The 23,436-nt window shown below is 64.4% G+C and carries 22 protein-coding genes and 1 pseudogene; 18 read left to right on the forward strand and 5 right to left on the reverse strand.

Features of this window, described 5'->3' with window-relative positions:
* Positions 1 to 9: 9 nt before the first annotated feature.
* The 4 genes from glgC to glgX are packed head-to-tail and all read left to right on the forward strand — an operon-like array spanning position 10 to position 6,162.
* Positions 10 to 1,269, forward strand: a complete 1,260-nt coding sequence (glgC, locus tag ACZ1JY_RS04930) for a glucose-1-phosphate adenylyltransferase (protein ID WP_118073564.1) — start codon at positions 10 to 12, stop codon at positions 1,267 to 1,269.
* Positions 1,266 to 2,723 carry a glycogen synthase GlgA gene (glgA, locus tag ACZ1JY_RS04935; RefSeq protein ID WP_465130559.1) on the forward strand — a complete coding sequence of 486 codons (1,458 nt, stop codon included), beginning with the start codon at positions 1,266 to 1,268 and terminating at the stop codon, positions 2,721 to 2,723. The genes glgC and glgA overlap by 4 nt, the downstream gene beginning before the upstream one ends.
* On the forward strand, positions 2,720 to 4,348 hold the full coding sequence (locus tag ACZ1JY_RS04940) for an alpha-D-glucose phosphate-specific phosphoglucomutase (protein ID WP_465130560.1): 1,629 nt from the start codon (positions 2,720 to 2,722) through the stop codon (positions 4,346 to 4,348). Before glgA ends, ACZ1JY_RS04940 begins: the two co-directional genes overlap by 4 nt.
* The gene (gene glgX, locus ACZ1JY_RS04945; protein ID WP_465130561.1) at positions 4,345 to 6,162 is read left to right on the forward strand and encodes a glycogen debranching protein GlgX; all 1,818 of its coding nucleotides are present in this window, start codon (positions 4,345 to 4,347) and stop codon (positions 6,160 to 6,162) included. Before ACZ1JY_RS04940 ends, glgX begins: the two co-directional genes overlap by 4 nt.
* Here glgX and ACZ1JY_RS04950 read toward each other — a convergent pair.
* Positions 6,115 to 6,765, reverse strand: coding sequence for an RBBP9/YdeN family alpha/beta hydrolase (locus ACZ1JY_RS04950; RefSeq protein WP_465130562.1), 651 nt, complete (start codon positions 6,763 to 6,765; stop codon positions 6,115 to 6,117). The two genes, glgX and ACZ1JY_RS04950, sit on opposite strands and share 48 nt — an antisense overlap.
* A gap of 116 nt (positions 6,766 to 6,881) precedes the next feature.
* Positions 6,882 to 7,778, reverse strand: coding sequence for a helix-turn-helix domain-containing protein (locus ACZ1JY_RS04955; protein ID WP_465130563.1), 897 nt, complete (start codon positions 7,776 to 7,778; stop codon positions 6,882 to 6,884).
* A gap of 108 nt (positions 7,779 to 7,886) precedes the next feature.
* On the opposite strand from ACZ1JY_RS04955, the gene ACZ1JY_RS04960 reads away from it, so the two are divergent.
* Both ACZ1JY_RS04960 and ACZ1JY_RS04965 read left to right on the forward strand, forming a co-directional pair.
* The gene (locus tag ACZ1JY_RS04960) at positions 7,887 to 9,077 is read left to right on the forward strand and encodes a cytochrome P450 (RefSeq protein WP_465130564.1); all 1,191 of its coding nucleotides are present in this window, start codon (positions 7,887 to 7,889) and stop codon (positions 9,075 to 9,077) included.
* Between the two features lie 161 nt (positions 9,078 to 9,238).
* Complete coding sequence (locus ACZ1JY_RS04965; protein ID WP_465130565.1) at positions 9,239 to 9,841, forward strand: murein L,D-transpeptidase catalytic domain family protein; 603 nt, start codon at positions 9,239 to 9,241, stop codon at positions 9,839 to 9,841.
* Here the strand turns inward: ACZ1JY_RS04965 and ACZ1JY_RS04970 are convergent.
* A complete protein-coding gene (locus ACZ1JY_RS04970; protein WP_465130566.1) occupies positions 9,834 to 10,691 on the reverse strand; it encodes a LysR family transcriptional regulator in 858 nt (285 codons plus the stop codon). The genes ACZ1JY_RS04965 and ACZ1JY_RS04970 overlap by 8 nt on opposite strands.
* Positions 10,692 to 10,791: 100 nt before the next feature.
* Here ACZ1JY_RS04970 and ACZ1JY_RS04975 point away from each other — a divergent pair, with 100 nt between their 5' ends.
* The 7 genes and pseudogenes from ACZ1JY_RS04975 (at position 10,792) to ACZ1JY_RS05005 (ending at position 17,385) form a co-directional block, all read left to right on the forward strand.
* A complete protein-coding gene (locus tag ACZ1JY_RS04975) occupies positions 10,792 to 11,955 on the forward strand; it encodes an isovaleryl-CoA dehydrogenase (protein WP_465130873.1) in 1,164 nt (387 codons plus the stop codon).
* 33 nt (positions 11,956 to 11,988) lie between these two features.
* Entirely contained in the window at positions 11,989 to 12,975 is a 987-nt protein-coding gene (locus ACZ1JY_RS04980; RefSeq protein WP_465130567.1) for an alpha/beta hydrolase, read from the forward strand.
* Positions 12,972 to 14,573, forward strand: coding sequence for a carboxyl transferase domain-containing protein (locus ACZ1JY_RS04985; protein WP_465130568.1), 1,602 nt, complete (start codon positions 12,972 to 12,974; stop codon positions 14,571 to 14,573). Before ACZ1JY_RS04980 ends, ACZ1JY_RS04985 begins: the two co-directional genes overlap by 4 nt.
* 14 nt (positions 14,574 to 14,587) lie before the next feature.
* Positions 14,588 to 16,004, forward strand: a pseudogene (locus ACZ1JY_RS04990) (acetyl-CoA carboxylase biotin carboxylase subunit); the annotation flags it as partial.
* Positions 16,005 to 16,330: 326 nt separating this feature from the next.
* Positions 16,331 to 16,534 carry a biotin/lipoyl-containing protein gene (locus ACZ1JY_RS04995; protein WP_465130874.1) on the forward strand — a complete coding sequence of 68 codons (204 nt, stop codon included), beginning with the start codon at positions 16,331 to 16,333 and terminating at the stop codon, positions 16,532 to 16,534.
* Positions 16,534 to 16,983, forward strand: coding sequence for a MaoC family dehydratase (locus ACZ1JY_RS05000; RefSeq protein ID WP_465130569.1), 450 nt, complete (start codon positions 16,534 to 16,536; stop codon positions 16,981 to 16,983). The genes ACZ1JY_RS04995 and ACZ1JY_RS05000 overlap by 1 nt, the downstream gene beginning before the upstream one ends.
* A 234-nt stretch (positions 16,984 to 17,217) precedes the next feature.
* Positions 17,218 to 17,385, forward strand: a complete 168-nt coding sequence (locus ACZ1JY_RS05005; RefSeq protein WP_162896002.1) for a hypothetical protein — start codon at positions 17,218 to 17,220, stop codon at positions 17,383 to 17,385.
* Between the two features lie 22 nt (positions 17,386 to 17,407).
* On the opposite strand, the gene ACZ1JY_RS05010 is transcribed toward ACZ1JY_RS05005, so the two are convergent.
* On the reverse strand, positions 17,408 to 18,364 hold the full coding sequence (locus tag ACZ1JY_RS05010) for a LysR family transcriptional regulator (protein ID WP_240946764.1): 957 nt from the start codon (positions 18,362 to 18,364) through the stop codon (positions 17,408 to 17,410).
* Between the two features lie 108 nt (positions 18,365 to 18,472).
* Here ACZ1JY_RS05010 and ACZ1JY_RS05015 point away from each other — a divergent pair, with 108 nt between their 5' ends.
* The 5 genes from ACZ1JY_RS05015 to ACZ1JY_RS05035 all read left to right on the forward strand — a co-directional run bounded on the left by ACZ1JY_RS05015 (position 18,473) and on the right by ACZ1JY_RS05035 (position 23,181).
* A complete protein-coding gene (locus ACZ1JY_RS05015; protein WP_168904650.1) occupies positions 18,473 to 19,207 on the forward strand; it encodes a pirin family protein in 735 nt (244 codons plus the stop codon).
* A gap of 59 nt (positions 19,208 to 19,266) precedes the next feature.
* On the forward strand, positions 19,267 to 19,683 hold the full coding sequence (locus tag ACZ1JY_RS05020; RefSeq protein ID WP_465130570.1) for a DoxX family protein: 417 nt from the start codon (positions 19,267 to 19,269) through the stop codon (positions 19,681 to 19,683).
* 82 nt (positions 19,684 to 19,765) lie between these two features.
* A complete protein-coding gene (locus ACZ1JY_RS05025) occupies positions 19,766 to 20,344 on the forward strand; it encodes a nitroreductase family protein (RefSeq protein WP_465130571.1) in 579 nt (192 codons plus the stop codon).
* Positions 20,345 to 20,386: 42 nt separating this feature from the next.
* A complete protein-coding gene (locus ACZ1JY_RS05030; protein ID WP_465130572.1) occupies positions 20,387 to 22,006 on the forward strand; it encodes an NAD(P)/FAD-dependent oxidoreductase in 1,620 nt (539 codons plus the stop codon).
* Positions 22,003 to 23,181 (forward strand): BaiN/RdsA family NAD(P)/FAD-dependent oxidoreductase, encoded by a 1,179-nt coding sequence (locus ACZ1JY_RS05035; protein ID WP_465130573.1) that lies wholly within the window; start codon positions 22,003 to 22,005, stop codon positions 23,179 to 23,181. Before ACZ1JY_RS05030 ends, ACZ1JY_RS05035 begins: the two co-directional genes overlap by 4 nt.
* A gap of 9 nt (positions 23,182 to 23,190) precedes the next feature.
* On the opposite strand, the gene ACZ1JY_RS05040 is transcribed toward ACZ1JY_RS05035, so the two are convergent.
* The gene (locus ACZ1JY_RS05040; protein WP_118073547.1) at positions 23,191 to 23,394 is read right to left on the reverse strand and encodes a hypothetical protein; all 204 of its coding nucleotides are present in this window, start codon (positions 23,392 to 23,394) and stop codon (positions 23,191 to 23,193) included.
* Positions 23,395 to 23,436: the final 42 nt, after the last annotated feature.

The raw sequence follows: 23,436 nt of genomic DNA on the forward strand, positions 1-23,436 counted from the left end.
GATTAGGGGATGCGCGAAACTTACTCTCAGCCACTGGCCCGCGATGCGATGGCCTATGTCCTTGCCGGGGGCCGTGGCAGCCGCCTCAAGGAACTGACCGACAACCGCGCCAAACCCGCAGTCTACTTCGGCGGCAAGTCGCGCATCATCGACTTCGCGCTATCGAACGCGATCAACTCGGGCATCCGCCGCATCGGGGTCGCCACGCAGTACAAGGCGCATTCGCTGATCCGCCACATGCAGCGCGCGTGGAACTTCATGCGCCCGGAACGCAACGAGAGCTTCGACATTCTGCCCGCCTCGCAGCGCGTTTCGGAAGATCACTGGTACGAAGGCACCGCCGATGCGGTGTTCCAGAACATCGACATCATCGCTTCCTACGCGCCCAAATACATGGTCATCCTCGCTGGCGACCACATCTACAAGATGGACTACGAACTGATGCTCCGCCAGCACGTGGAAAGCGGTGCCGACGTCACCATCGGCTGCCTCGTCGTGCCGCGCATGGAAGCAACGGGCTTTGGCGTGATGGCGGTCGACAAGACTGACACCATCACCGATTTCATTGAAAAGCCTGCCGATCCTCCGGGCATTCCCGGCAACGAAGGCATGGCGCTGGCCTCGATGGGCATCTACGTTTTCGAGACGAAGTTCCTGTTCCAGATGCTGCAGGAAGACGCTGACGACCCGAATTCGAGCCGCGATTTCGGTAACGACATCATCCCCAAGATCGTGAAGAACGGCAAGGCCGTCGCCCACCGCTTTACCAATTCCTGCATCCGCGCGGCCGAGGAAATCGAGGAATACTGGCGCGATGTCGGCACGATCGACGCCTATTTCGAAGCCAATCTCGATCTCACCGACACCGTGCCCAAGCTCAACATGTACGATCGTGACTGGCCGATCTGGACCGACCAGATCATCGCCGCGCCGGCCAAGTTCGTGCATGACGAAGACGGCCGTCGGGGCATGGCGATCTCCTCGCTGATCAGCCAGGATTGCATCGTCTCGGGCGCCATCGCGAAACGCAGCCTGTTGTTTACAGGCGTAAAAATGGGCTCGTTCTCCTCATGCGAGGAAGCAGTGATCCTGCCCTATTGCAACATCGGCAGAGGCGCCCGGCTCAGCCGCGTGATCCTCGATTCCGGCGTGCGCATTCCAGAAGGCCTCGTCGTCGGCGAAGATCCGGAACTCGATGCCCGCCGCTTCCGCCGCTCCGAAAGCGGGGTGTGCCTTATCACCAAGCGGATGATCGACCGGCTGGCATGACGATCAGGGTCCTGTCCGTCGCCTCGGAAGCGGTGCCGCTGGTCAAGACCGGCGGCCTTGCTGATGTGGCGGGAGCGCTGCCTGCGGCGGTTGCGCCGCATGGCGTTGAAATGACGACATTTCTGCCCGGCTATCCGGCGGTGATGAAGGCGCTCTCCCGCCCCCGCGCGCTTCACGTCTGGGACAGCCTTTTGGGCGAAAGGGCGCGGCTGGTTAGCGGCAAGATCGACGGCCATCCCCTGTTAGTCCTTGATGCACCGGCGTTTTTCCAGCGCGAGGGCAATCCTTACGTCGACTCCTCAGGGCGTGACTGGGCGGACAACTGGCGGCGCTTCGCTGCGTTTGGGCGCGCAGCGGCGGACGTTGGCGGCGGCGCGGTCAGGGGACGGACGTTCGACCTGGTCCACGCGCATGACTGGCAGGCCGCCATGGCATTGGCATACCTGCGTTTTTCTCCGCCCGAAAGCGGCATGCGCGTGCCATCGGTGATGACCATTCACAACATGGCGTTCCAGGGACACTACGGCGCGGACGTGTTCCCGGCGCTCGGTCTGCCCCCGCATGCATGGGCGATGGACGGGGTCGAATACCACGGCGGCGTCGGCTTCCTCAAAGCCGGGCTTGAGGCCGCAAGCATGATCACCACGGTCAGCCCGACTTATGCGCGCGAGATCCGCACACCCCAATTTGGCATGGGATTGGAAGGACTTATAGCAAGTCGGGGCGACCGTGTGCGGGGCATCGTCAACGGCATCGACACCGCGCAATGGAACCCGGCAACCGATATCCAACTCTCGAAGGCATTCGGGCAACTCTCCATAGGCAAACGGGTAACTAACAAGCGCGCGCTGGAGGCAGAGTTCGGACTCGATGAGGGTGATGGCCCCCTCTTCGTCGTCATCACTCGCCTCACCTGGCAGAAGGGCATCGACGTCCTGTTGGAGTGCATCGACCACCTCGTCGGCATCGGCGGTCGGCTCGCCCTGCTCGGCTCGGGAGACAAGGCGATGGAGAACGCATTCCACGCCGCAGCGATGCGCCACCCCGGCAAGGTGGGCGTCCGCATCGGCTATGACGAGGGCCTTTCGCATCGGATGCAGGGAGGCGGCGATGCGATCCTCGTCCCCTCGCGCTTCGAGCCTTGCGGCCTCACGCAACTCTATGGCCTTGCCTATGGCTGCGTGCCGGTGGTGGCGCGGACCGGGGGGCTGGCGGACACCGTGATCGACGCAAATCTGGCGGCGGTGATGGGCGGCGTGGCGACGGGGGTGCAGTTCGACGGCGTCAGCTATGCCAGCCTTGCCGATGCGATCAGCCGTGCCGTAACGCTCTATTGGCAAGGCGATACCTGGCGTGCCATGCAGCGCGCCGGCATGAAGACCGACTTCTCGTGGAACCGCTCGGGCAAGGCCTATGCGGATCTCTACGCCGCCCTCATCGCGGAGGACCAATGACCCGTACCGTACCGTCGACGCCCTATTCCGGCCAGAAGCCCGGCACTTCCGGCCTGCGCAAGAAAGTCAAGGTTTTCCAGCAAGCTAACTACGCCGAGAACTTCATTCAGGCAGTGTTCGACGTGGTCGAGCGCGAGCCCGCCAGCACGCTGGTCCTTGGCGGCGACGGTCGCTTCCACAATCGCACGGTGATCCAGCAGGCGATCCGCATCGCCGCGGCCAACGGCTATGGCAAGGTGCTGGTCGGCCAAGGCGGCATCCTCTCCACCCCCGCCGCCTCGAACGTGATCCGCAAATACGGCGCGAGCGGTGGCCTGATCCTTTCGGCCAGCCACAATCCCGGCGGGCCGGACGAGGACTTCGGCATCAAGTACAACATCGCCAACGGCGGCCCAGCGCCCGAAGGCGTGACGGAGGCCATCTACGCCCGCACCCAGACGATCGACCGCTGGCTGACCGTCGATGCGCCCGATGTCGATCTCGACAGGCTTGGAACCACGCAAGTTGGTCGACTCACTGTCGAAGTGATCGACTCCGTGGCCGACTATGCCGAGCTGATGGAAGCGCTGTTCGATTTCGACGCCATCCGCGCCAACGTCGCCGCCGGTTTCACCATGGCGTTCGATGCAATGAGCGCGGTGACCGGCCCCTATGCCACCGAAATCCTCGAGAACCGCCTGGGTTTTGCCAAGGGCACGGTGCGCAATGGCGTGCCGCTCGAGGACTTCGGCGGGCACCACCCCGACCCCAACATGGTCCACGCGCATGAGCTGTTCGAGACGATGTTCAGCACTGACGCCCCGGACTTCGGCGCGGCATCGGACGGCGATGGCGACCGTAACCTGATCGTCGGACGGCATCGCTTCATCACGCCCTCGGACAGCCTTGCCATGCTGGCGGCGAACGCGCACCTGGCGCCAGGCTATGCTGCGGGCCTCAAGGGCATTGCCCGCTCGATGCCGACCAGCGCGGCTGCGGATCGCGTGGCCGAAGCGCTTGGCCTGCCCTGCTTCGAGACGCCGACCGGGTGGAAGTTCTTCGGCAACCTGCTCGATGCCGGTATGGCGACGATCTGCGGCGAGGAAAGCGCCGGGACCGGCAGCGATCACGTGCGGGAGAAGGACGGCCTGTGGGCCGTGCTGCTTTGGCTCAACATTCTCGCCGTCCGCAAGATCAGCGTCGACCAGCTGGCCCGCGAGCACTGGACCAAGTTCGGCCGCAACTATTACGCCCGCCACGATTACGAAGCGCTGCCGACCGACAAGGCGGATGCGCTGATGGCGGAACTGAAGGCTGCACTCGACCGCCTTCCCGGCCAGACCTTCGGATCGCTCGAAGTCGCCAAGGCCGACAACTTCTCTTACCTTGACCCTGTCGACGGTTCGACAAGCAGCAATCAAGGCGTCCGCGTGATGTTCGCGGGGGGCTCGCGCGTAGTCTTCCGCCTCTCCGGCACCGGCACCGAAGGCGCGACCTTGCGCGTCTATCTCGAACGCTATGAACCGGTCGGCGGCGATCTGGACCGCGAAACACCGGACATGCTGGCCGACCTGATCGCGGCCGCCGGTGCCATCGCCGGGATTGCGCGGCACACCGGACGGACCGCGCCAGACGTGGTGACGTGAAGCCGGGCGTCGAGATCACGGACGGCAAGACCCGCTTCACCGTCCGCTCGCCCCATGCCGAAGCTCTGACGCTTTGCCTGTTTGATGGCGACGCCGAACAGCACGTGGCGATGACGCGCGTGGGCGCGAACTGGACGGTCGAACTGCCCGGTGAATTGCGCGGCAGCCGCTATGGCTTCCGCGCTTCGGGAGAGTGGAATCCGGCGGCGGGACTATGGTTCGATCCGGCCAAGCTGCTGGTCGATCCTTACGCCATGGAGCTCGACCAGCCGTTCATTTTCGATGCCAGTTTGCCCGCTTACGGCGCGGATACGGCGGCGATTGTGCCCAAGGCGGTGGTTGGCCTTCACGAGCCTGTCTCCCCTGCCCCACCGCGGTTCCGGCACGGCGGCCTGATCTACGAACTCAACGTGCGCGGCTTTACCAAGCTGCATCCTGATGTGCCGGAGGCCCTGCGCGGCACCGTCGCCGCGCTCGCCCATCCGGCGGTTATCGCGCACCTCAAACGCCTCCACGTTTCCGCGGTGGAACTCATGCCGGTTGTCGCCTGGATCGACGAACGGCACCTGCCCCCTCTCGGCCTGAGCAATGCCTGGGGCTACAACCCGGTAGCGATGATGGCGCTGGACCCGCGCCTGTGCCCCGGCGGCGTTGCGGAACTGCGCGATACCGTGGCGGCACTGCGCGCCGCAGGGATCGGCGTGATCCTCGACATCGTGCTCAATCACAGCGGCGAATCCGATGTGCTGGGCCCGGTCCTGTCGCTACGCGGGCTGGACGACGCGGCCTATGCCAAAGCTCCTGACGGCAGCCTGATCAACGACACCGGCTGCGGCAACACGCTCGACTTCAGCAATGCCGCCGTGCGGCAACTGGCGCTCGATACGCTGCGGCACTTTGTCCGCCATTGCGGCGTCGACGGCTTCCGCTTTGACCTCGCCCCGATCCTTGCACGCAGCCCCGGCTTTGCGAGTGACGCACCGATCTTTGCCGAGATTGCAGCCGATCCGCTGTTGGCCGACCGGGTGATGATTGCCGAGCCTTGGGACGTCGGGCCGGGCGGGTATCAACTGGGGAATTTCCCGGCGGGCTGGCTCGAATGGAACGACAGGTATCGCGATGACGTGCGGCGGTTCTGGAAGGGCGATGCCGGCGTTGACGTGCTGGCTACGCGGATCGCCGGCTCGGCAGACCTTTTCGGGAAGGACTGCCGCTCGGTGAACTTCCTTGCCGCGCACGATGGCTTCACGCTGGCTGACACCCTCGCCTACGAGCACCGCCACAACGACGCCAACGGCGAGGACAATCGCGACGGACACGGCGAGAACTTCAGCTGGAACAACGGCGCCGAGGGCATGACCGAAGATCCGGAAGTCCTCGCCCGGCGCTCTGCCTTTGCCCGCGCCATGCTCGGCACGCTGTTCGTTTCCACCGGTACGATCATGCTGACTGCCGGGGACGAGTTCGGCCGCAGCCAGCACGGCAACAACAACGCCTATGCGCAGGACAATCCGATCACCTGGATCGACTGGGAACAACGGGACACCGATCTGGAGGCCTGTGCTTTCAGACTGGCAGCGTGGCGCGCGGCGCGGGTGGCGGAGTTCGCGCGCTTTGCGCAGGACGGCCAATGGCGCCGGCTGGACGGTGCTCCCATGCATCCGGGCGACTGGGAGTGGCCGCAGACGCCGGGTTTCTCGTGGGAATGCGGAGATTATGGCTTCCGTATCGACCGGACCGGGCCAGAAGCCGGTCCGGTCATCCGGTCAGGCACCGAGACGGCGCAGTGCGCGGTCGGGATGGAAGGAGCCTAGCGGCGCGCGCTGGCCACTTTCGAGAGCGACCGGCTTGGGCAGCATCTGGTTGAGCAGCAGGCGCCCGAAGGTCCATTCGCCGAGCCCGGATTCGGCATTGATATGGCCGGCCTCGCCCGCATCGGCAAAGCCGCTTCCCCAGGCGCGCGCCAGCTGCCGGGCCTGCCCGATCCCCATGTAGGGATCGTTGCGGCTTGCGACCAGGATGGACGGGAACGGCAGTTCGCCATGCGGGAACGGCGCGAAGCGGGTCAGGCGGCGGTCGATCGGGCGCACCTCGACATCGGGCGGAGCAACCAGAAGTGCGCCGAGCACCTTGCCGTCGGCGGGCTTTTCGAACTCTGCCCACCAGGCGACGGCGAGGCAGCCGAGACTGTGCGCAACAAGCACGACGGGCCGGTCCGACCGATGGACCGCGAGGTTGATCTTGTTGACCCAGGTATTGCGGTGCGGATCATGCCACAGGCCGAGGTCGACGCGGCGGCAATCGGGCAGATCCTGCTCCCACTGCGTCTGCCAATGGCCGGGGCCGCTGTTGCCAAGGCCCGGAACGGTAAGGATCAGCGGGTCCTGCCCCGCGGATAGCGAGCGTTGTTGAGTCATGGTGCTGTCTCCTGAAGCGGAAAGCCGGTCGACTCGGTCTACGTCCCGACAGCTTCAGAGATAACTCAACTATTTCGATAGACAAGTGGCCTGCGCCGGATTGCAGGCCGATTGCGTCAAGCCGTTGGCGGCGAATTCCACGCTCTCTCCCTTCGGAACGCGCCGGCAGTCTGGCCGGTCCGCGCCTTGAAGAAGCGGGCGAAGTATGCCGGATCGGCAAAGCCAAGGGCATAGGCAATCTGGGCGACGCTTGCGCCTGAGAAGGCAAGATTGCGACGGGCCTCGAGAATCAGGCGATCGTGCAAGATCTCGGCCGGGGCCTTGCCTGTGAGCAGGCGGGTGGCGCGGGTCAATGTCGAGGCCGTTGTGCCGAGCATGACGGCGTACTGCCCGACGGACAGGTGATCGCGATAGCGCTGTTCGACCAGGCTGCGGAAACGGGCGACGAGCGGTTCGTGGCCGTTTGCGCTGTGAGAGACTTGCTTGTGCGTGGCTGCCTGCGCCGCGCTGGCGAGCACTAGCGCGACCTGCGCCAGCACCGCCGGTCCCACGGCGTCACCCTGCCCGAGTTGCTGCGACAGGTCCGCGAGCAGCCAAGCGAGGCGTTCGATGGTTTGCGGCTGGGCGCGCAGCGATGCGGCAACGGCCGATCCGCCGATCTGCCGCAGGTCAGCCAGGAGGCCAACCAGACGCGGGTCGTTGGCGAGATCAGAGGCGAGCGACAGCACCCACCCTTCTGCCCCTGCATCGAACCGGAAGGCGTGAACGCAGGACGGCGGCACGATTACCTGCGCGGGCGCCTCCAACCGATGCGCAGACTCTTCGCCATAAAGCGTGACGCCGCCGGACTGAAGCAGCAGGAGTTGCAGCATTTGAGGATGCGCGTGCGGCTCGATTGTCCATTCATGCAGAGTGGCGCGATCCCGAATGCGTTCCAGGTGGACGAACTCCGACGGCACGGAAATCCCCTGTTCGCCGTAGAGCGTGTAGCGACTGAAGCTCTTTGCCTGCATAGATGACAGTGTTGCAGGTTGCGCGGAAAGTGCAAGAATTTGCGCGGAGGCAGCGTCGCCTGCCGCGCGGCGACCGGGCATCATCAGCGGCAAGAGAGGAGACTTGCCATGGCTACCGTCATCGAGCGGCCCGCGTTCCGCTTTGACCCATATTCCCCGGAAAACGATGCCGATCCGTTTCCGGCCTACAAGACGCTGCGCGACCAATATCCCTGCTTCTGGTCAGAGGAAGCGGGCAAGTGGGTGCTGTCGCGCTATTCCGACGTGCTCAATGCGCTGCAGGACTGGCGGACTTACTCATCGGCGCAGGGCAACCTCGTCGACGAATTTCCGGGCCGCGCCGGGTCAACGCTCGGCTCCAGCGATCCGCCGCGCCATCACCGGTTGCGGGCGCTGATCCAGTCGGCCGTCACCAAGCGGGCGCTGGAGCACATCGTCGAACCGGCGCGGGCGGCGGCTCGCGCGCACCTCGCCGAGATTGCGGACAAGCCGGTGTTCGACCTTGTCGGGGACTACACCTCGAAGCTGACGGTCGACCTGCTGTTCTATCTCTTCGCTCTGCCCGAGGAGAACGCCGATCTGGTGCGCCACAATGCGGTGCTGATGGTCCAGACCGACCCGGTGACCCGCCAGAAGAGCCCCGAACACCTTGCGGCGTTCCACTGGATGGCGGACTATGCGGAGAAGCTGGTGGCGGCGCGCAAGGCCAATCCGGGCGACGATCTGCTGTCGAACTTCATCACTGCCGAGATCGATGGCGAGAAGCTGCTCGACAAGGAAGTGCAGCTTACCGTCACGACGCTGATCATGGCCGGGATCGAGAGCCTTTCAGGCTTCATGGCCATGTTTGGGCTGAACCTTGCGGATTACCCGGAGGCGCGGCGGGCTCTGGTCACAGATCCGTCGCTGATCCCCGACGCGATCGAGGAATCGCTGCGGTTCAACACTTCGGCCCAGCGTTTCAAGCGGACGCTGACGCGGGACGTGGAACTGCATGGGCAGGTGATGAAAGCGGGCGACGCGGTGATCCTCGCCTATGGCTCGGCAAATCGCGACGAGCGGATGTTCGACAATCCCGATGTCTACGACATCACGCGCAGGGCCAAGCGCCATCTCGGGTTTGGCGGCGGCGTTCACGCCTGCCTCGGCGCGATGATCGGGCGGCTGGCGACGCAGATTGCCTATGAGGAGCTGTTGAAAGTCGTGCCAGAGTTCACCCGGGTGGACGCTGCGCTGGACTGGGTTTCGTCCTCGAACTTCCGCAGCCCGAAAGCGCTGCGCCTGACGAGGTCAATCTGAGTTAGCGAAGTGGCTCAGCAGGTGGCGGGTCATGCACGACTCGTCGCAAGGCTGGGCCACACCCCTTGCAGGTGTGACGCGCTGCATACAATTTGAGGCCCAATGGACGATAACCGGGGTCTCGGATAATGGTTCCTGATCGGCGCCAATTTTTGGGCGCCATGGTTGCAACGCTGGGCAGCATGGCCGTTTCGGGCCAGCCGGCGATGGCTGTAACTCCTTTGAAAGAGCCGGAAGTCTCGCCGTTCGCACGGCCGACGCCGCCCTTGCTGGTGCAACGTGCGATTGCCGCGCTGGATGCGCATGGCGCGCATATCCGCCATCGCGATCTCGTCGGGCTGGTCGATTTCGGCAAGGCCTCGCGCGAGGCGCGGTTTCATCTGGTCGACGTGGTGGGCGGCAAGGTTGTCTCCTCGCACCTCGTCTCTCATGGCAGCGGGTCCGATCCGGCCAACAGTGGCTGGGTGCAGCGGTTTTCCAACGCCTATGGTTCCAACGCGTCGAGCCCCGGCGCCTTTCTCACCGGCGTGACCTACTACGGCAAGCATGGCCGTTCACGCCGACTGATCGGGCTGGAGGACGCCAACAGTGCGGCGCTCGAGCGCGGCATCGTGATCCACGCAGCGAGCTATGTCAGCGAGGACATGGCCGAGACGCAAGGCCGCATCGGTCGGAGCCAGGGCTGCTTCGCGTTCTCGAACAGCGATATCGGCGGCGTGCTGGAGCGGCTGGGCGAAGGCCGCCTGCTTTACGCCGTCAAGTAAACGCGGCTCGCGCAGCTTCGGCCAGCGCGCTACCCTCGCCGACAAGATCAGGCCGTTCGCGCGCGGCTATGAGCCCGATGCTCCGCCGGAAATCGTAGTCTGCCAGCGGCACCGCCACGACTCCGTCACGCGCCAGCGATTGCGGCGCGGTTGTCACGCCCATGCCTGCCCGCACCATCTCGATGCAGCGATCGTCGTTGGACGAGCGCAGGAAGAACGGCGGACGCACGCCGCGTTGGGTGAACCAGCGACTGGTCTCGCCAAGGATTTCGCATGAGCGGCGCGCAATCATGGTTTCAGCCGCGACGTCGCTGGCATGGAGCAAGGTCGCACCGGCCAGCGGGTGACCTTCGGGAATGAGCAGGCGGTAACCCTCCTCCAGCAGCGCGACCGAGGGCCTGTCAGCGTCTTCAGGGCGCATCAGCGTGAGGACAGCATCCACCTGCCCCTCCCCCAGCTTGCGCCTGAGTTCAGCGTCGGTGCCTTCCGAAAGCACGAGCGGCTGCGGCCCTGCGAAACGGCGCGCCAGACCGGAAAGCATGGTCGTTGCGATCGAGGGCAGGACGCCAAGGCGCAACGGGCTGAGCGGGAGCGGCGCTTCGGCAAAGGCGGCTTCGGCGGCGCGAAACTCACGTTCGATCGCGCGGGCATGCGTCACGAGGCGCGTGCCAGCCTCGGTCAACCGCACTTGCCGCCGCTCGCGCAGGAAAAGCCGCGTGCCCGCCAGGCGTTCGAGTTCGGCGATCGCGGCCGAAAGGGTTGGCTGCGAGATTGCCAGCCGCTCGGCCGCACGAGTGAAATTGCCGGTCTCGACAACGGCCAGGAACTGGCGAAGATGCGCGCGCTTCATCATAGGAAAAACCTATCACAACCCGCGATGTAAATCAATTTTGAGCGATGGTTTGGCAATGGTATCCTGCGCCGCGACAAGTTTGCAGAGGATGCCCAAGATGCGCGCCACGCCCGATTTCGATTTCGGCTTGACCGAAAGCGCCCTGATGATCCGCGAGGCCGCGGGCCGCTTTGCCGACGAGCAGATCGCGCCGCTAGCCGCCGAGATCGACCGCAACGACCGCTTCCCGCGCGAACTGTGGGAGCCGATGGGTGCGCTGGGCTTGCACGGCATCACGGTGGAGGAAGAGTTCGGCGGACTGGGCCTTGGCTATCTCGATCACGTCATTGCTGTCGAAGAAGTAAGCCGGGCCTCGGGCTCGGTCGGGCTGTCCTATGGCGCGCATTCGAACCTCTGCGTCAACCAGATCCGCCGTTGGGGCAATGACGAGCAGAAGGCGAAGTACCTGCCCAAGCTGATCTCGGGCGAGCACGTCGGCAGCCTTGCCATGTCGGAAGCGGGCGCAGGGTCTGACGTCGTCTCGATGAAGCTGCGCGCGGAACCTGCCGCGGGCGGTTTCCGCCTCAATGGCACCAAGTTCTGGATCACAAACGGCACTTATGCCGATACGCTGGTGGTCTATGCCAAGACGTCACCCGAAGCGGGCAGCCGGGGCATCACCGCCTTCCTGATCGAGAAGGACATGCCCGGTTTCTCGATCGGGCAGAAGATCGACAAGATGGGCCTGCGCGGCTCGCCCACCTGCGAACTGGTGTTCGACGACTGCTTCGTGCCCGAAGAGAACGTGATGGGTCCGCTCCACGGCGGTGTCGGCGTGCTGATGAGCGGCCTTGATTACGAGCGGGTGGTACTGGCCGGTATGCAGATCGGCATCATGCAGGCCTGCCTCGACACGGTCATCCCCTATGTGCGCGAGCGCAAGCAGTTCGGCCAGCCGATCGGCACTTTCCAGCTGATGCAGGCCAAGGTCGCCGACATGTACGTCGCGATCCAGTCGGCCCGCGCCTATGTCTATGCCGTGGCCAAGGCCTGTGACGCCGGGCAGACCACGCGCTTCGACGCTGCCGGCGCGATCCTGCTGGCCAGCGAAAACGCCTTCCGCGTCTCGGGCGAGGCCGTGCAGGCGCTGGGCGGCGCGGGCTATACCAAGGACTGGCCGGTTGAGCGCTACCTGCGCGATGCCAAGTTGCTGGACATCGGCGCCGGAACCAATGAAATCCGCAGGATGCTGATCGGCCGCGAACTTATCGGAGCGCGCTGATCGGCGGAAGATAACGATCTTGCGGAGAGACTCATGCGCCTGAAAGCCGTCATTGCCTGTGCAGCCCTGGTCGGCCTTGCCAATCCGGCGCTTGCCCGGATGGAAAAGACGACCGTCCACAGCGTGGCGGTAGAGGGCAATCTCGAGGGCAATTCAGCCGACCGCACAGTCTACGTGTTCCTGCCGGACAGCTACGACAAGTCGAAGTCGCGGCGCTATCCGGTGGTGTACTTCCTCCACGGCTACAATTCGACCGCAGACCAGTATGTCGAGCGCAACGACTTCGATGCCGCGCTCAAGGCTTCGGGCACGGAAGCGATCATCGTCGTGCCCGACAGCATGACCAAGTGGGGCGGTTCGATGTATTCGAACTCGCCGACAGTGGGGAACTTCGAGGACTTCATCGCGCAAGACCTGGTGGCCTGGACTGACAAGCACTTCCGCACGATCCCCTCGCGCGACGCGCGCGGCCTTTCCGGTCATTCGATGGGCGTTTACGGCACGCTCAAGCTTGGCATGAAGCGCGCGGACGTGTTCGGCGCGCTCTATGCGATGAACCCCTGCTGCCAGATCCCGCGCCCCGCTTCGTCGGCCGATCCGAAATACGAAGGCTGGTCGGTCGATCAGGCGCTGACCGCGGACTGGATGAGCCGCGGCAACTTCGCGGTCGCCACGGCATGGTCCCCCAACCCGGCCAAGCCGCCGTTCTATGCCGATCTTGGCACCAGCGGAGGCAAGGTGAACGATCTGGTCATCGCCAAGTGGGCGGCCAATTCGCCCGTGGCCATGGCCTCGCAGTATCTCCCATCACTGCGCCGCATGAGCGGCATCGCCATCGACACCGGCGATACCGACTTCGTCCGCGCGGACGATGAACTGATCCACGAAACCCTGGCCCGGTTCGGCATTGCGCACGACTGGGAAATCTATGTGGGCGACCACGGCAACCGGGTGAAGGAGCGCTTCCGCACGCATGTGCTGCCGTTCTTCACCAAGCACCTGAAAGGCAGCACGCGTTGAGCGCACCGGTCCTCTCGAGCAACATCGACCTGAACTCCGAACAGGCGCAGGCCCGTGCGGCGCACAATCGCGCGCTGGCACGGGAACTGCGCGAGCGCGTTGCCAAGGCTGCGCTTGGCGGTGACGAACGCAGCCGCGAGCGCCATGTCTCGCGCGGCAAGCTGCTCCCGCGCGACCGCGTGGAGCGCCTGCTCGATCCGGGCTCACCGTTTCTCGAGATCGGCCAGCTGGCTGCGAACGGGATGTACGGCGACGAGGTGCCCGGCGCCGGGATCATTGCCGGGGTTGGACGCATATCCGGCCGCCAGTGCATGGTCTTTGCCAATGACGCCACGGTCAAGGGCGGCACCTATTTCCCGATGACGGTGAAGAAGCACCTGCGCGCGCAGGAGATTGCGCAGGAGAACCGCCTGCCGTGCATCTATCTGGTCGATAGTGGCGGAGCGAACCTGCCCAACCAGGCCGAGGTCTTCCCCGACCGCGACCACTTCGGCCGGTTCTTCTTCAATCAGGCGAACATGAGCGCGCGGGGCATTCCGCAGATCGCCAGCGTCATGGGATCATGCACCGCCGGTGGCGCCTACGTTCCCGCGATGTCGGACGAGACGGTGATCGTGCGCGAACAGGGTACGATCTTTCTGGCCGGGCCGCCGCTGGTCAAGGCCGCGACCGGCGAGGAGATTACCGCCGAGGCCTTGGGCGGCGGCGACCTGCACGCGCGCAAGTCGGGCGTGGTCGATCATCTGGCCGACAATGACGAACACGCGCTGACCATCGTGCGCGATATCGTCTCGCATATTGGCGCCGCAGGAGATGCGGGCGTTGCACGGCGTGAGCCGGTGCCGCCGAAGTACGATCCGGAAGAACTGTACTCGATCATCCCCGACGACGTGCGCGCGCCCTATGACGTGCACGAAGTGATCGCGCGGATCGTCGATGCATCCGAATTTCACGAATTCAAGGCGCTCTACGGCACCACGCTGGTCTGCGGCTTTGCCCATATCCATGGGCTGCCGGTAGCGATCCTTGCGAACAACGGCGTGCTGTTTTCCGAAAGCGCTCAGAAGGGCGCGCACTTCATCGAACTCGCCTGCCAGCGCCGCATTCCGCTGCTGTTCCTGCAGAACATCTCGGGTTTCATGGTCGGCGGCAAATACGAGGCCGAGGGCATCGCCAAACATGGCGCCAAGCTGGTCACCGCCGTGGCAACGGCGCAGGTGCCCAAGATCACCGTGCTGATCGGCGGCAGCTTCGGTGCGGGCAACTATGGCATGTGCGGCCGCGCTTATTCCCCGCGCTTCCTGTTCACCTGGCCCAACGCGCGCATCAGTGTGATGGGCGGCGAGCAGGCCGCCAGCGTGCTGGCAACGGTGCACCGCGACGCCGACAAGTGGTCGCCGGAAGAGGCGGAAGCGTTCAAGGCGCCGATCCGCCAGAAGTACGAGGACGAGGGCAATCCCTACTACGCCACAGCGCGGCTGTGGGATGATGGCGTGATCGATCCGGTGCAGACAAGGGATGTGCTGGGATTGGCGCTGGAAGCGTGCCTCGAAGCGCCGATTGCCGAAGCGCCGCGCTTTGGCGTGTTCCGGATGTGATGGAGGCGAAGGCTATGATCAAATCCCTCCTTATCGCCAATCGTGGCGAGATCGCCTGCCGGGTCATCCGCACCGCGCGCCGCATGGGCATTCGTACGGTTGCGGTCTATTCCGATGCCGATGCCAACGCGCTGCATGTGCGGCAGGCGGATGAGGCCGTGCACATCGGCCCCTCGCCTGCGCGCGAGAGCTATTTGGTGGGCGAGAAGATCATCGCAGCGGCGCTCGCGACCGGCGCCGAGGCGATCCATCCGGGCTATGGGTTCCTGTCGGAGAACGCCGGGTTCGCCCAGGCGGTGATCGATGCCGGGCTGGTGTGGGTCGGGCCGAAGCCTGCCTCGATCACGGCGATGGGCCTCAAGGATGCGGCCAAGGCGCGGATGATTGCGGCAGGCGTACCGGTGACGCCGGGCTATCTGGGCGAGGATCAATCGCCGGAGCGCTTGCAGGCCGAGGCCGATGCGATCGGCTATCCGGTGCTGATCAAGGCCGTGGCCGGTGGCGGCGGCAAGGGGATGCGGCGGGTGGAGAGTTCCGCCGATTTCGCCGAGGCCTTGGCGTCATGCCGTCGTGAGGCGGCGTCATCCTTTGGCGATGATCGCGTGCTGATCGAGAAGTACATTCTCTCTCCTCGCCACATCGAAGTGCAGGTCTTCGGCGATGCTCACGGCAATGTCGTCCACCTGTTCGAGCGCGATTGCTCGCTGCAGCGGCGGCATCAGAAGGTGATCGAGGAGGCCCCTGCCCCCGGCATGGACGAGGCGACACGCGAAGCAGTCTGCGGCGCTGCCGTCCGCGCGGCCAAGGCCGTGGATTACGAGGGCGCGGGCACGATCGAGTTCATCGCCGATGGCTCGGAAGGCCTGCGCGCCGACCGCATCTGGTTCATGGAAATGAACACCCGCCTGCAGGTCGAGCACCCGGTGACCGAAGAAATCACCGGCGTCGATCTGGTCGAATGGCAGCTGCGCGTTGCCTCGGGCGAGCCGCTTCCGAAGCGGCAGGACGAGTTGAGCATCAATGGCTGGGCCATGGAAGCGCGGTTGTATGCCGAAGACCCGGCAAAGGGGTTTTTGCCCGTCACTGGATCGCTAACGCGATTTGCGATCCCCGAAGAGGTCAGGCCGACACGGTGGCAGCACGAGTTGGGCACTGCAAAAATGGAAACTGCCGTGGACGTCCGCTTGCGGATCGAAACCGGGGTAACCCAAGGGGATACCATTTCCCCATGGTACGATCCGATGATTGCGAAACTCATCTGCCACGCACAGACAAGAGTAGAAGCAATCTCTGGCCTCACAAAAATGTGCTGGGACACGCAGGTTTGGCCGACAAGGACCAACGCAAGCTTTCTTGGCAGCTTGGTCGTGATGCCCGACTTCGTAAGGGGGAAAGTCGACACTGGCTTCATCGAACGCCATTTGGGCGACACCGCCAACTATGTTGTCCCGCCGCAGTGGCTGCTGAACATCGTGGCAGACAAGTTCGCTGAAACTGCTCAGCCATCGCGCTCCGCGCCGGTCGGCTTTCGCCTGAATGCGCCGACGATGAACGTGGTAAGTTTTGATGATCGTGCACAGAGGTATGATGGGAAGCTGGCGCAGAGGATCAGCTTCGACCAGTCGGCCTACCCCCTGATCCGTCAAGATGGCGACGCTATTCTTGCGACCATGCAAGGCGCGACATGGCGGTTTGTAGCGTCGCGTACCGAGGGCGGAGCCGGGGGCGGCGCCTCGGATGGTGCGATCATCGCCCCCATGCCGGGCAAGGTCATTTCGGTGGACGTCGCAGCCGGTGAGTCCGTCACCAAGGGACAGAAGCTCATGGTGCTTGAAGCCATGAAGATGGAGCATGCGCTGACTGCGCCGTTCGATGGCGTGGTCGAAGAGCTTAACGCCGTGGCCGGAGCGCAGGTTCAGGTCGAGGCACTGCTGGCGCAGATCAAGAAGGCAGAAGGCTGATGGCGGGCAAATACTTCGACGAATGGCGAATCAGCGACCGAATCGAGCACGAGATTCGCAGGACCGTGACCGAGACCGATAACCTGTTGTTTTCGACCATGACTCACAACCCACAGCCGCTGCACATCGATGTGGAGGCGGCCAAGGCCAGCGAGTTCGGCCAGATTCTCGTGAACGGTACTTTCACTTTCGCACTAATGGTTGGCCTGTCAGTCGGCGACACGACGCTCGGCACGCTTGTGGCAAATCTGGGGTACGACAAGCTGGTCATGCCGGCCCCGGTATTCATCGGCGATACGATGCGCGCAACCAGTGAAGTAGTTGATTTACGGGAAAGTAGATCGCGGCCGGATGCGGGCATCACCACGTTCAAGCATGAACTTTTGAACCAGCGCGGCGAGGTCGTCTGCCGCTGCCTGCGCTCCGCACTGCTCAAGAAACGGCCGTGATCTGCAGACCCATTTCGTCATTTTGGAGCCAATAATCATGGTAAATATCGATTTAATTAAGAACATTTCATTTCGGTAAACCGACTGCCCCCAAATCATGAACAAGGGCAGCGTCTTTCGGGACCGATGAAAACTGCCTGGAACAAACTTCGGGGGCATTCAGAAATGTTGGACGGAAAGAAGTGGCTTCTTGCCACGGGGATTGCTGCGGGCTTGATTCTGCCGACTGCAGCCATGGCCGGGACACGCGCCAGCCCGCCAATCGTACCAGTCGCTACACCCGGAAAGGGCAATCCGGAGCCGGGGCCGAAGAACGGCTTTCCGCCCAGCCCGGGCCTCCAGATCGCCAAGATCAAGGCCAATGACAACGCCGCCTTCAAGCGCAAGAGCGGCGGCACCTGAGCTTATTCGTCGCAGCGCCCCGTCAGTTCTGCTGAGGGGGCGTTGTCGCAGTTGGGCGCTGGGCCGGACAGCGGGTAAGCCGCTCGCGCAGAGCGTCCAGCACCCAAGCCCGCGCTGGCCCTATCGGACAATCGCGTCGCCACACCGCGTGAAAGCGGTATGCCATTCCCGGCGCCTCGGGCAAGGCCAGGCGTTTGAGCCGCCCGGTCGCAAGATCCGTCTCGATCAGGTGGCGCGGCATATTGCCCCAGCCGATCCCTTCGCGCAGCAGCGCGTGGCGGGCACCGAGGTCTCCCAGCCGCCATGTGCTGGCCGCGAACACCGAAAAGTCACGCCCCTGCGTTAGTTGCGAGCGATCTGTCAGCACCAGCTGGCGATGCTTGCGGGCCTCACCCGGCGGGATCACATCCAGCCGCGCCAGCGGATGATCGGGCGCGGCGACTGGGATCAGTTCGACCTCGCCAATCGCCTCGCGTTCGAGATCAGGGATCGCCACCAGTTCCGGCCCGGCAATGCCAAGCTCCGCGCGCCCGTCGACCACCATGGCCGCGATGGTCCCCAGTGCTTCGACGTAAAGGCGCAATTGCACCGTGGGGTAGAGCATCTGGAACTGGCGCAGCACTTCGGCAACAAGGTGCGTCGGGAACATCACGTCGATCGCCAGCCCCAGTTCCGCTTCCAGGCCCTGGTTGAAATTGCGAACCCCGGCGATCAGCGCATCGACATCATCGCTTACCGCGCGCGCCTGTGCGAGCATGGCTTTGCCAGCGGGCGTCAGCACCGGCTTCTTGGATCCCTCGCGATCGAACAGCGTCACGCCGAGCTGCGTCTCCAGGGTGACGATACCGTAGCTCACCACCGAGATCGCGCGCCCGAGCTTGCGCGCAGCGCCATTGAAGCTGCCCTCATCGACCACCGCGAGGAACAGGCGGAGCTGGTCGAGGGTTGGCTGGCCGACGTCCAAGAGATGGCCTTTCAAGAAATTCGAACATCCTGATTTAACTTATCGGGATATTCCGAATGACGTGCAAGGCCTATCTCCACCTCAACAGGACGGAACCCAAGCCGCCCGTTTGGAGAAATCGCCATGACCCAGACTACCAACACGACCGCTACGAAGGCTCACATCGAACTGCGCCCCTTCGCCTCGATCGGTGCAGCGAACCACGGCTGGCTCGACGCTCATCATCACTTCTCGTTCGGCGGATACCATGATCCGGCCCGCGTCCACTGGGGTGCGCTGCGCGTATGGAACGACGACCGCATCGCGCCAAAGAGCGGCTTCCCCACCCATCCGCACAGCGACATGGAGATCATCACTTACGTGACCAAGGGCGCGATCACCCATCGTGACAGCCTCGGCAACGAAGGCCGCACCGAAGCGGGCGACGTGCAGGTCATGTCGGCAGGCACGGGCATTGCCCACTCGGAATTCAACCTTGAGGACGAGGAAACCCGCCTGTTCCAGATCTGGATCATCCCGGATCGTCGCGGCCACGCCCCCAGCTGGGGTGCGCGCCCCTTCCCCAAGGACAGCCGTGAAGGCAAGTTCGTTCCGCTCGCCTCGGGCATTGCCGGAGACAGCGACGTACTGACGATCAACGCCAACGCCCGCGTCCTTGGCGCGACGGTCAAGGCCGGCGAAACGGTGCGCTACGACCTCACCGAAGATCGTCACGCCTACCTGGTTCCTGCCCGCGGCAAGATCCGCATCGGCGATGTCGAAGCCAATGCCCGCGATGGCGTGGCCATCACCGGCGTGACCGAGATCGTCATCACCGCTCTCGAGGATGCCGAGCTTGTGCTCGTCGACGCGGCCTGACCGTGACCGAACTGTTCCCTCACATTCCCCAATCACGACTGTTGCAAAGGACCGATCCCATGACCGCAATCGCAATAGAGACGCGCCGCGCCCCATCCGCCACTTCCGACCTGCTTGCGGCAACCGGCCGCGTCCTCCTCGCCGCGATCTTCGTGCTGAGCGGCGTTTCCAAGCTGGCCGACCCGACCGGGACCATCGCCTACATCACCAGCGCTGGCCTGCCCGCCCCGAGCCTTGCCTATGGCGTTGCCGTGGCCGTGGAACTGGTCGGCGGCCTGCTGCTGATCGCCGGCATCCGCACCCGTATCGTCGCTTCGGCCATCGCAGTGTTCAGCCTTGCCGCAGCGTTCGGCTTCCACGCCAACCTGGCTGACCAGAACCAGTTCATCCACTTCTTCAAGAACGTGGCGCTGGCCGGTGGTCTGCTTCAGGTGGCCGCATTCGGCTCGGGCCGGTTCGGTTTCGATCGCCGCTGATCCCTACCCCCCGCGAGCCGGAGTGCAGTTGCGCTCCGGCTCCACCATCTTATCTTCCGCTGACCTCTCCAAGGAGCATTTCATGACCCGTACCGCCTCCCCCCGCGTCCTGCCGATCATCGTCGACCGCTGGAGCCCGCGCGCATTCGATGGCTCGGCCGTGCCGCAATCTGATCTCGACGTGATCTTCGAAGCCGCAGGTCTTGCCGCCAGCGCCTACAACTACCAGCCGTGGCGCTTTGCCTTTGCCCATAAGGGCGATGCGAACTTCGACACGTTTCTTTCCGCGCTGGTCGAATTCAACCAGAGCTGGGCCAAGGACGCGGGCGTGCTGGTCTATGTCGTCTCCGATGAATTCATGCGCAGCGATCGCGGCGACAACCCGAACCATAGCCACAGCTTCGATGCCGGCGCTGCCTGGGCTAACGCCGCACTTCAGGCGCTCCACCTCGGCTACCATACCCACGGCATGACCGGGGTCGACTTCGCCAAGGCTGCCGAAGTGCTCAACCTGCCCGAAGGCTACCGCGTGGAAATGGCTTTCGTGATCGGCAAGCAGGGCGACAAGTCGCTGTTGCCCGACATGCTGCGCGAGCGCGAAGTGGTCAGCGACCGCAAGCCGGTCAGCGAAATCGCTTTCGCCGGACCGTTCAAGGACTAAGGACGTGTGGCGCCGCCCGGCCAAATTGGCTAGGGCGGCGCCATGCTTCGCATCAATGAACTGAAACTGCCTCTCGACCACGCCGCCGAAGACCTTCCGGCGGCGATTTGCGCGCGCCTGGACATCGCTCCCGCAGACCTCACGCGCTACCAGATCTTCCGCCGCGGCAACGATGCCCGCAAGAAGCACGCGATCCTGCTGACCTACGTGGTCGATTGCATCGTGGCGAACGAGGCCGAAGTGCTGGCCCGCTTTGCCGATGACCAGAACGTCAAGCCCACGCCCGACACCTCCTACAGGTTCCCGGTCATGGCCCCCGAGGGCTGGGACGGTGAACGGCCCGTGGTCATCGGCGCAGGGCCTTGCGGGTTGCTGGCTGCACTGATCCTCGCACAAATGGGATTGAAGCCCATCATCATCGAGCGCGGCAAGGCCGTGCGTGAGCGCACCAAGGACACCTGGGGCCTGTGGCGCCGATCCGTCCTCGAACCGGAATCGAACGTGCAGTTCGGCGAAGGCGGTGCCGGCACGTTTTCTGATGGCAAGCTCTACAGCCGCATCAAGGACCCGCGTCATCTCGGCCGCAAGGTGCTCGTGGAGTTCGTCAAGGCGGGCGCCCCCGACGATATCCTGACCGAAGCCCACCCGCACATCGGCACGTTCCGCCTCGTCACCATGGTGATGTCGATGCGCGAGACGATCGAGAGCCTTGGGGGCGAGTACCGCTTCCAGACGCGCGTCGAGGACTTCGAGATCGAGACCGCCGCCGATGGGACACGTCGGATTGCCGGCCTGCACCTGTCGGACGGCTCGTTCCTGCCCGCGCGCCATGTGATCATGGCAGTCGGCCACTCCGCGCGCGATACTTTCCAAGTGCTGTACGATCGCGGGGTCCACATCGAAGCCAAGCCGTTTGCCATCGGCGTGCGCATCGAACACCCGCAAAGCTGGATCGACACTGCACGCTATGGCCCCAGCGCCGGCAACAAGATCCTCGGTCCCGCGGCCTACTCGATCTCGCACAAGTGCAAGAACGGGCGCACGGTCTATTCCTTCTGCATGTGCCCGGGCGGGCGCGTCGTCGCCGCGACCAGCGAGGAAGGCCGCGTCGTCACCAACGGCATGAGCCAGTATTCGCGCGCCGAGTTCAACGCCAACTCGGGCATCGTCGTCGATATCGATCCGAGCAAGGACTACCCCGGCGGACCGATGGCGGGCATGGCCTTCCAGCGCCACTGGGAAAGCCTCGCCTTCGAGGCGGGCGGGCGCAACTACATGGCGCCGGGCCAGAAACTGGGCGATTTTCTGGCAGACCGCCCGTCCACCGAATTCGGCAGCGTGATCCCGAGCTACAAGCCCGGCGTCCACCTCACCGAACTCAAGAAGTGCCTGCCCGACTACGTGATCGAAGCCATCCGCGAAGCCCTGCCCGCCTTCGGTCGCATGGTCCCGGGCTATGACCACCCCGATGTGGTGATGACCGGGGTCGAGACACGCACCTCCTCGCCCGTCCGCATAACGCGCGGCAAGGATTGCCAGAGCCTCAACACACGCGGCCTCTACCCTGCCGGCGAAGGCGCAGGCTATGCCGGCGGCATCCTTTCGGCCGCGGTTGACGGGATCAAGGTGGCCGAGGCCCTCGCCACCGAACTCCTCGCGTGAGCGCCGCCGACTACGACGCGATCATCCTTGGCGCGGGCGCGGCGGGGCTGATGGCTGCGCTGACGGCAGGCCAGCGCGGGCGCCGCGTCCTGCTGGTCGATCACGCCGACGAGCCGGGCAAGAAGATCCTGATCTCGGGCGGCGGACGCTGCAACTTCACCAACATCCACACGGCGGCAGACCGTTACATCTCCGAAAATCCGCACTTCGCGCGCTCCGCCCTTGCGCGCTACACTCCTGCAGACTTCATCGCGCTGGTCCATCGCCACGGCATCGCCTGGCACGAGAAGACGCTTGGCCAATTGTTCTGTGACAGTTCTGCCCGGCAGATCGTGGACATGCTGATGTCCGAATGCCGCGATGGCGGCGTCATCTTCGCCTTCGGCCAGGGCGTGAGTGCGGTGGATCACGCCGACGGTCGTTACCGCGTGACGATCGATGGCCGCGAGTACCGGGCCGCCGCCTTGATCCTTGCAACCGGCGGCCTGTCCATACCCAAGATGGGCGCAACCGGCTTCGCATTCGAAATCGCGCGCAAGTTCGGCCTGCCGGTGGTGCAGACCCGCCCCGCCCTCGTGCCCTTCACCTTGGGTGAAGACGAAGCGCTGTTCCGCTCGCTCTCGGGCGTTTCGACCGATGTCGTCACGCACTGGGGCAAGACATCCTTCCGCGAGGCCGCGTTGTTCACGCACAAGGGCCTGTCGGGACCGGCCATGCTGCAGATTTCCTCGTACTGGCAGCACCGCACGCCGATCGCCGTCAACTTCCTGCCCGAAGAAGGCGCCGACTGGCTGATCGAGGAAAAGCGCCAGCGTCCCCGCGCGGCCTTCCGCTCCGCGCTCGCACGCCGGCTGCCGGAACGGCTTGCAGAAGCGCTTGGCAGTCGGCTCGGCCTGGAGGGCGAACTTTCCGCCATGCGCGACGCTGACTTGCGCAAGGCGCAGCAGCAACTTGCACGCTGGCCGTTCAATCCCAACGGCACCGAAGGCTATGCCAAGGCAGAAGTCACCGCCGGCGGCATTTCCACCCGCGCGCTGAACCAGAGAACCATGGCTGCAGTAAAAGCGCCTGGCCTTCACGCCATTGGCGAGGCCGTGGATGTGACCGGGTGGCTGGGGGGATACAATTTCCAGTGGGCCTGGGCCAGCGGCCGTGCGGCAGGCGAAGCCGTTTGAACGCCAAGCTTAACTCTCGATCAGGTCCAGATAAGCCACCACATCATTGTCGGTTGCGATGAACAGCCCTTCCTGAACTTCAACCGGCTGCTCGGCCGCGATGCGCAGCGCCTCGCTCAACGGCCCATAGAACAGCGTATCGGCCGAACCGCCCTCGGGCCCGTCTCCGAGATGGTAAAGGCGAACGCTTGCTTCATCGTGAGTGGTGCGCATGCAACTGCGATGCCATGGACTCGGTGTATTGTCATCCATCGG

The sequence above is a fragment of the Novosphingobium sp. BL-A-41-Hi4B-X5A genome (assembly GCF_055521705.1).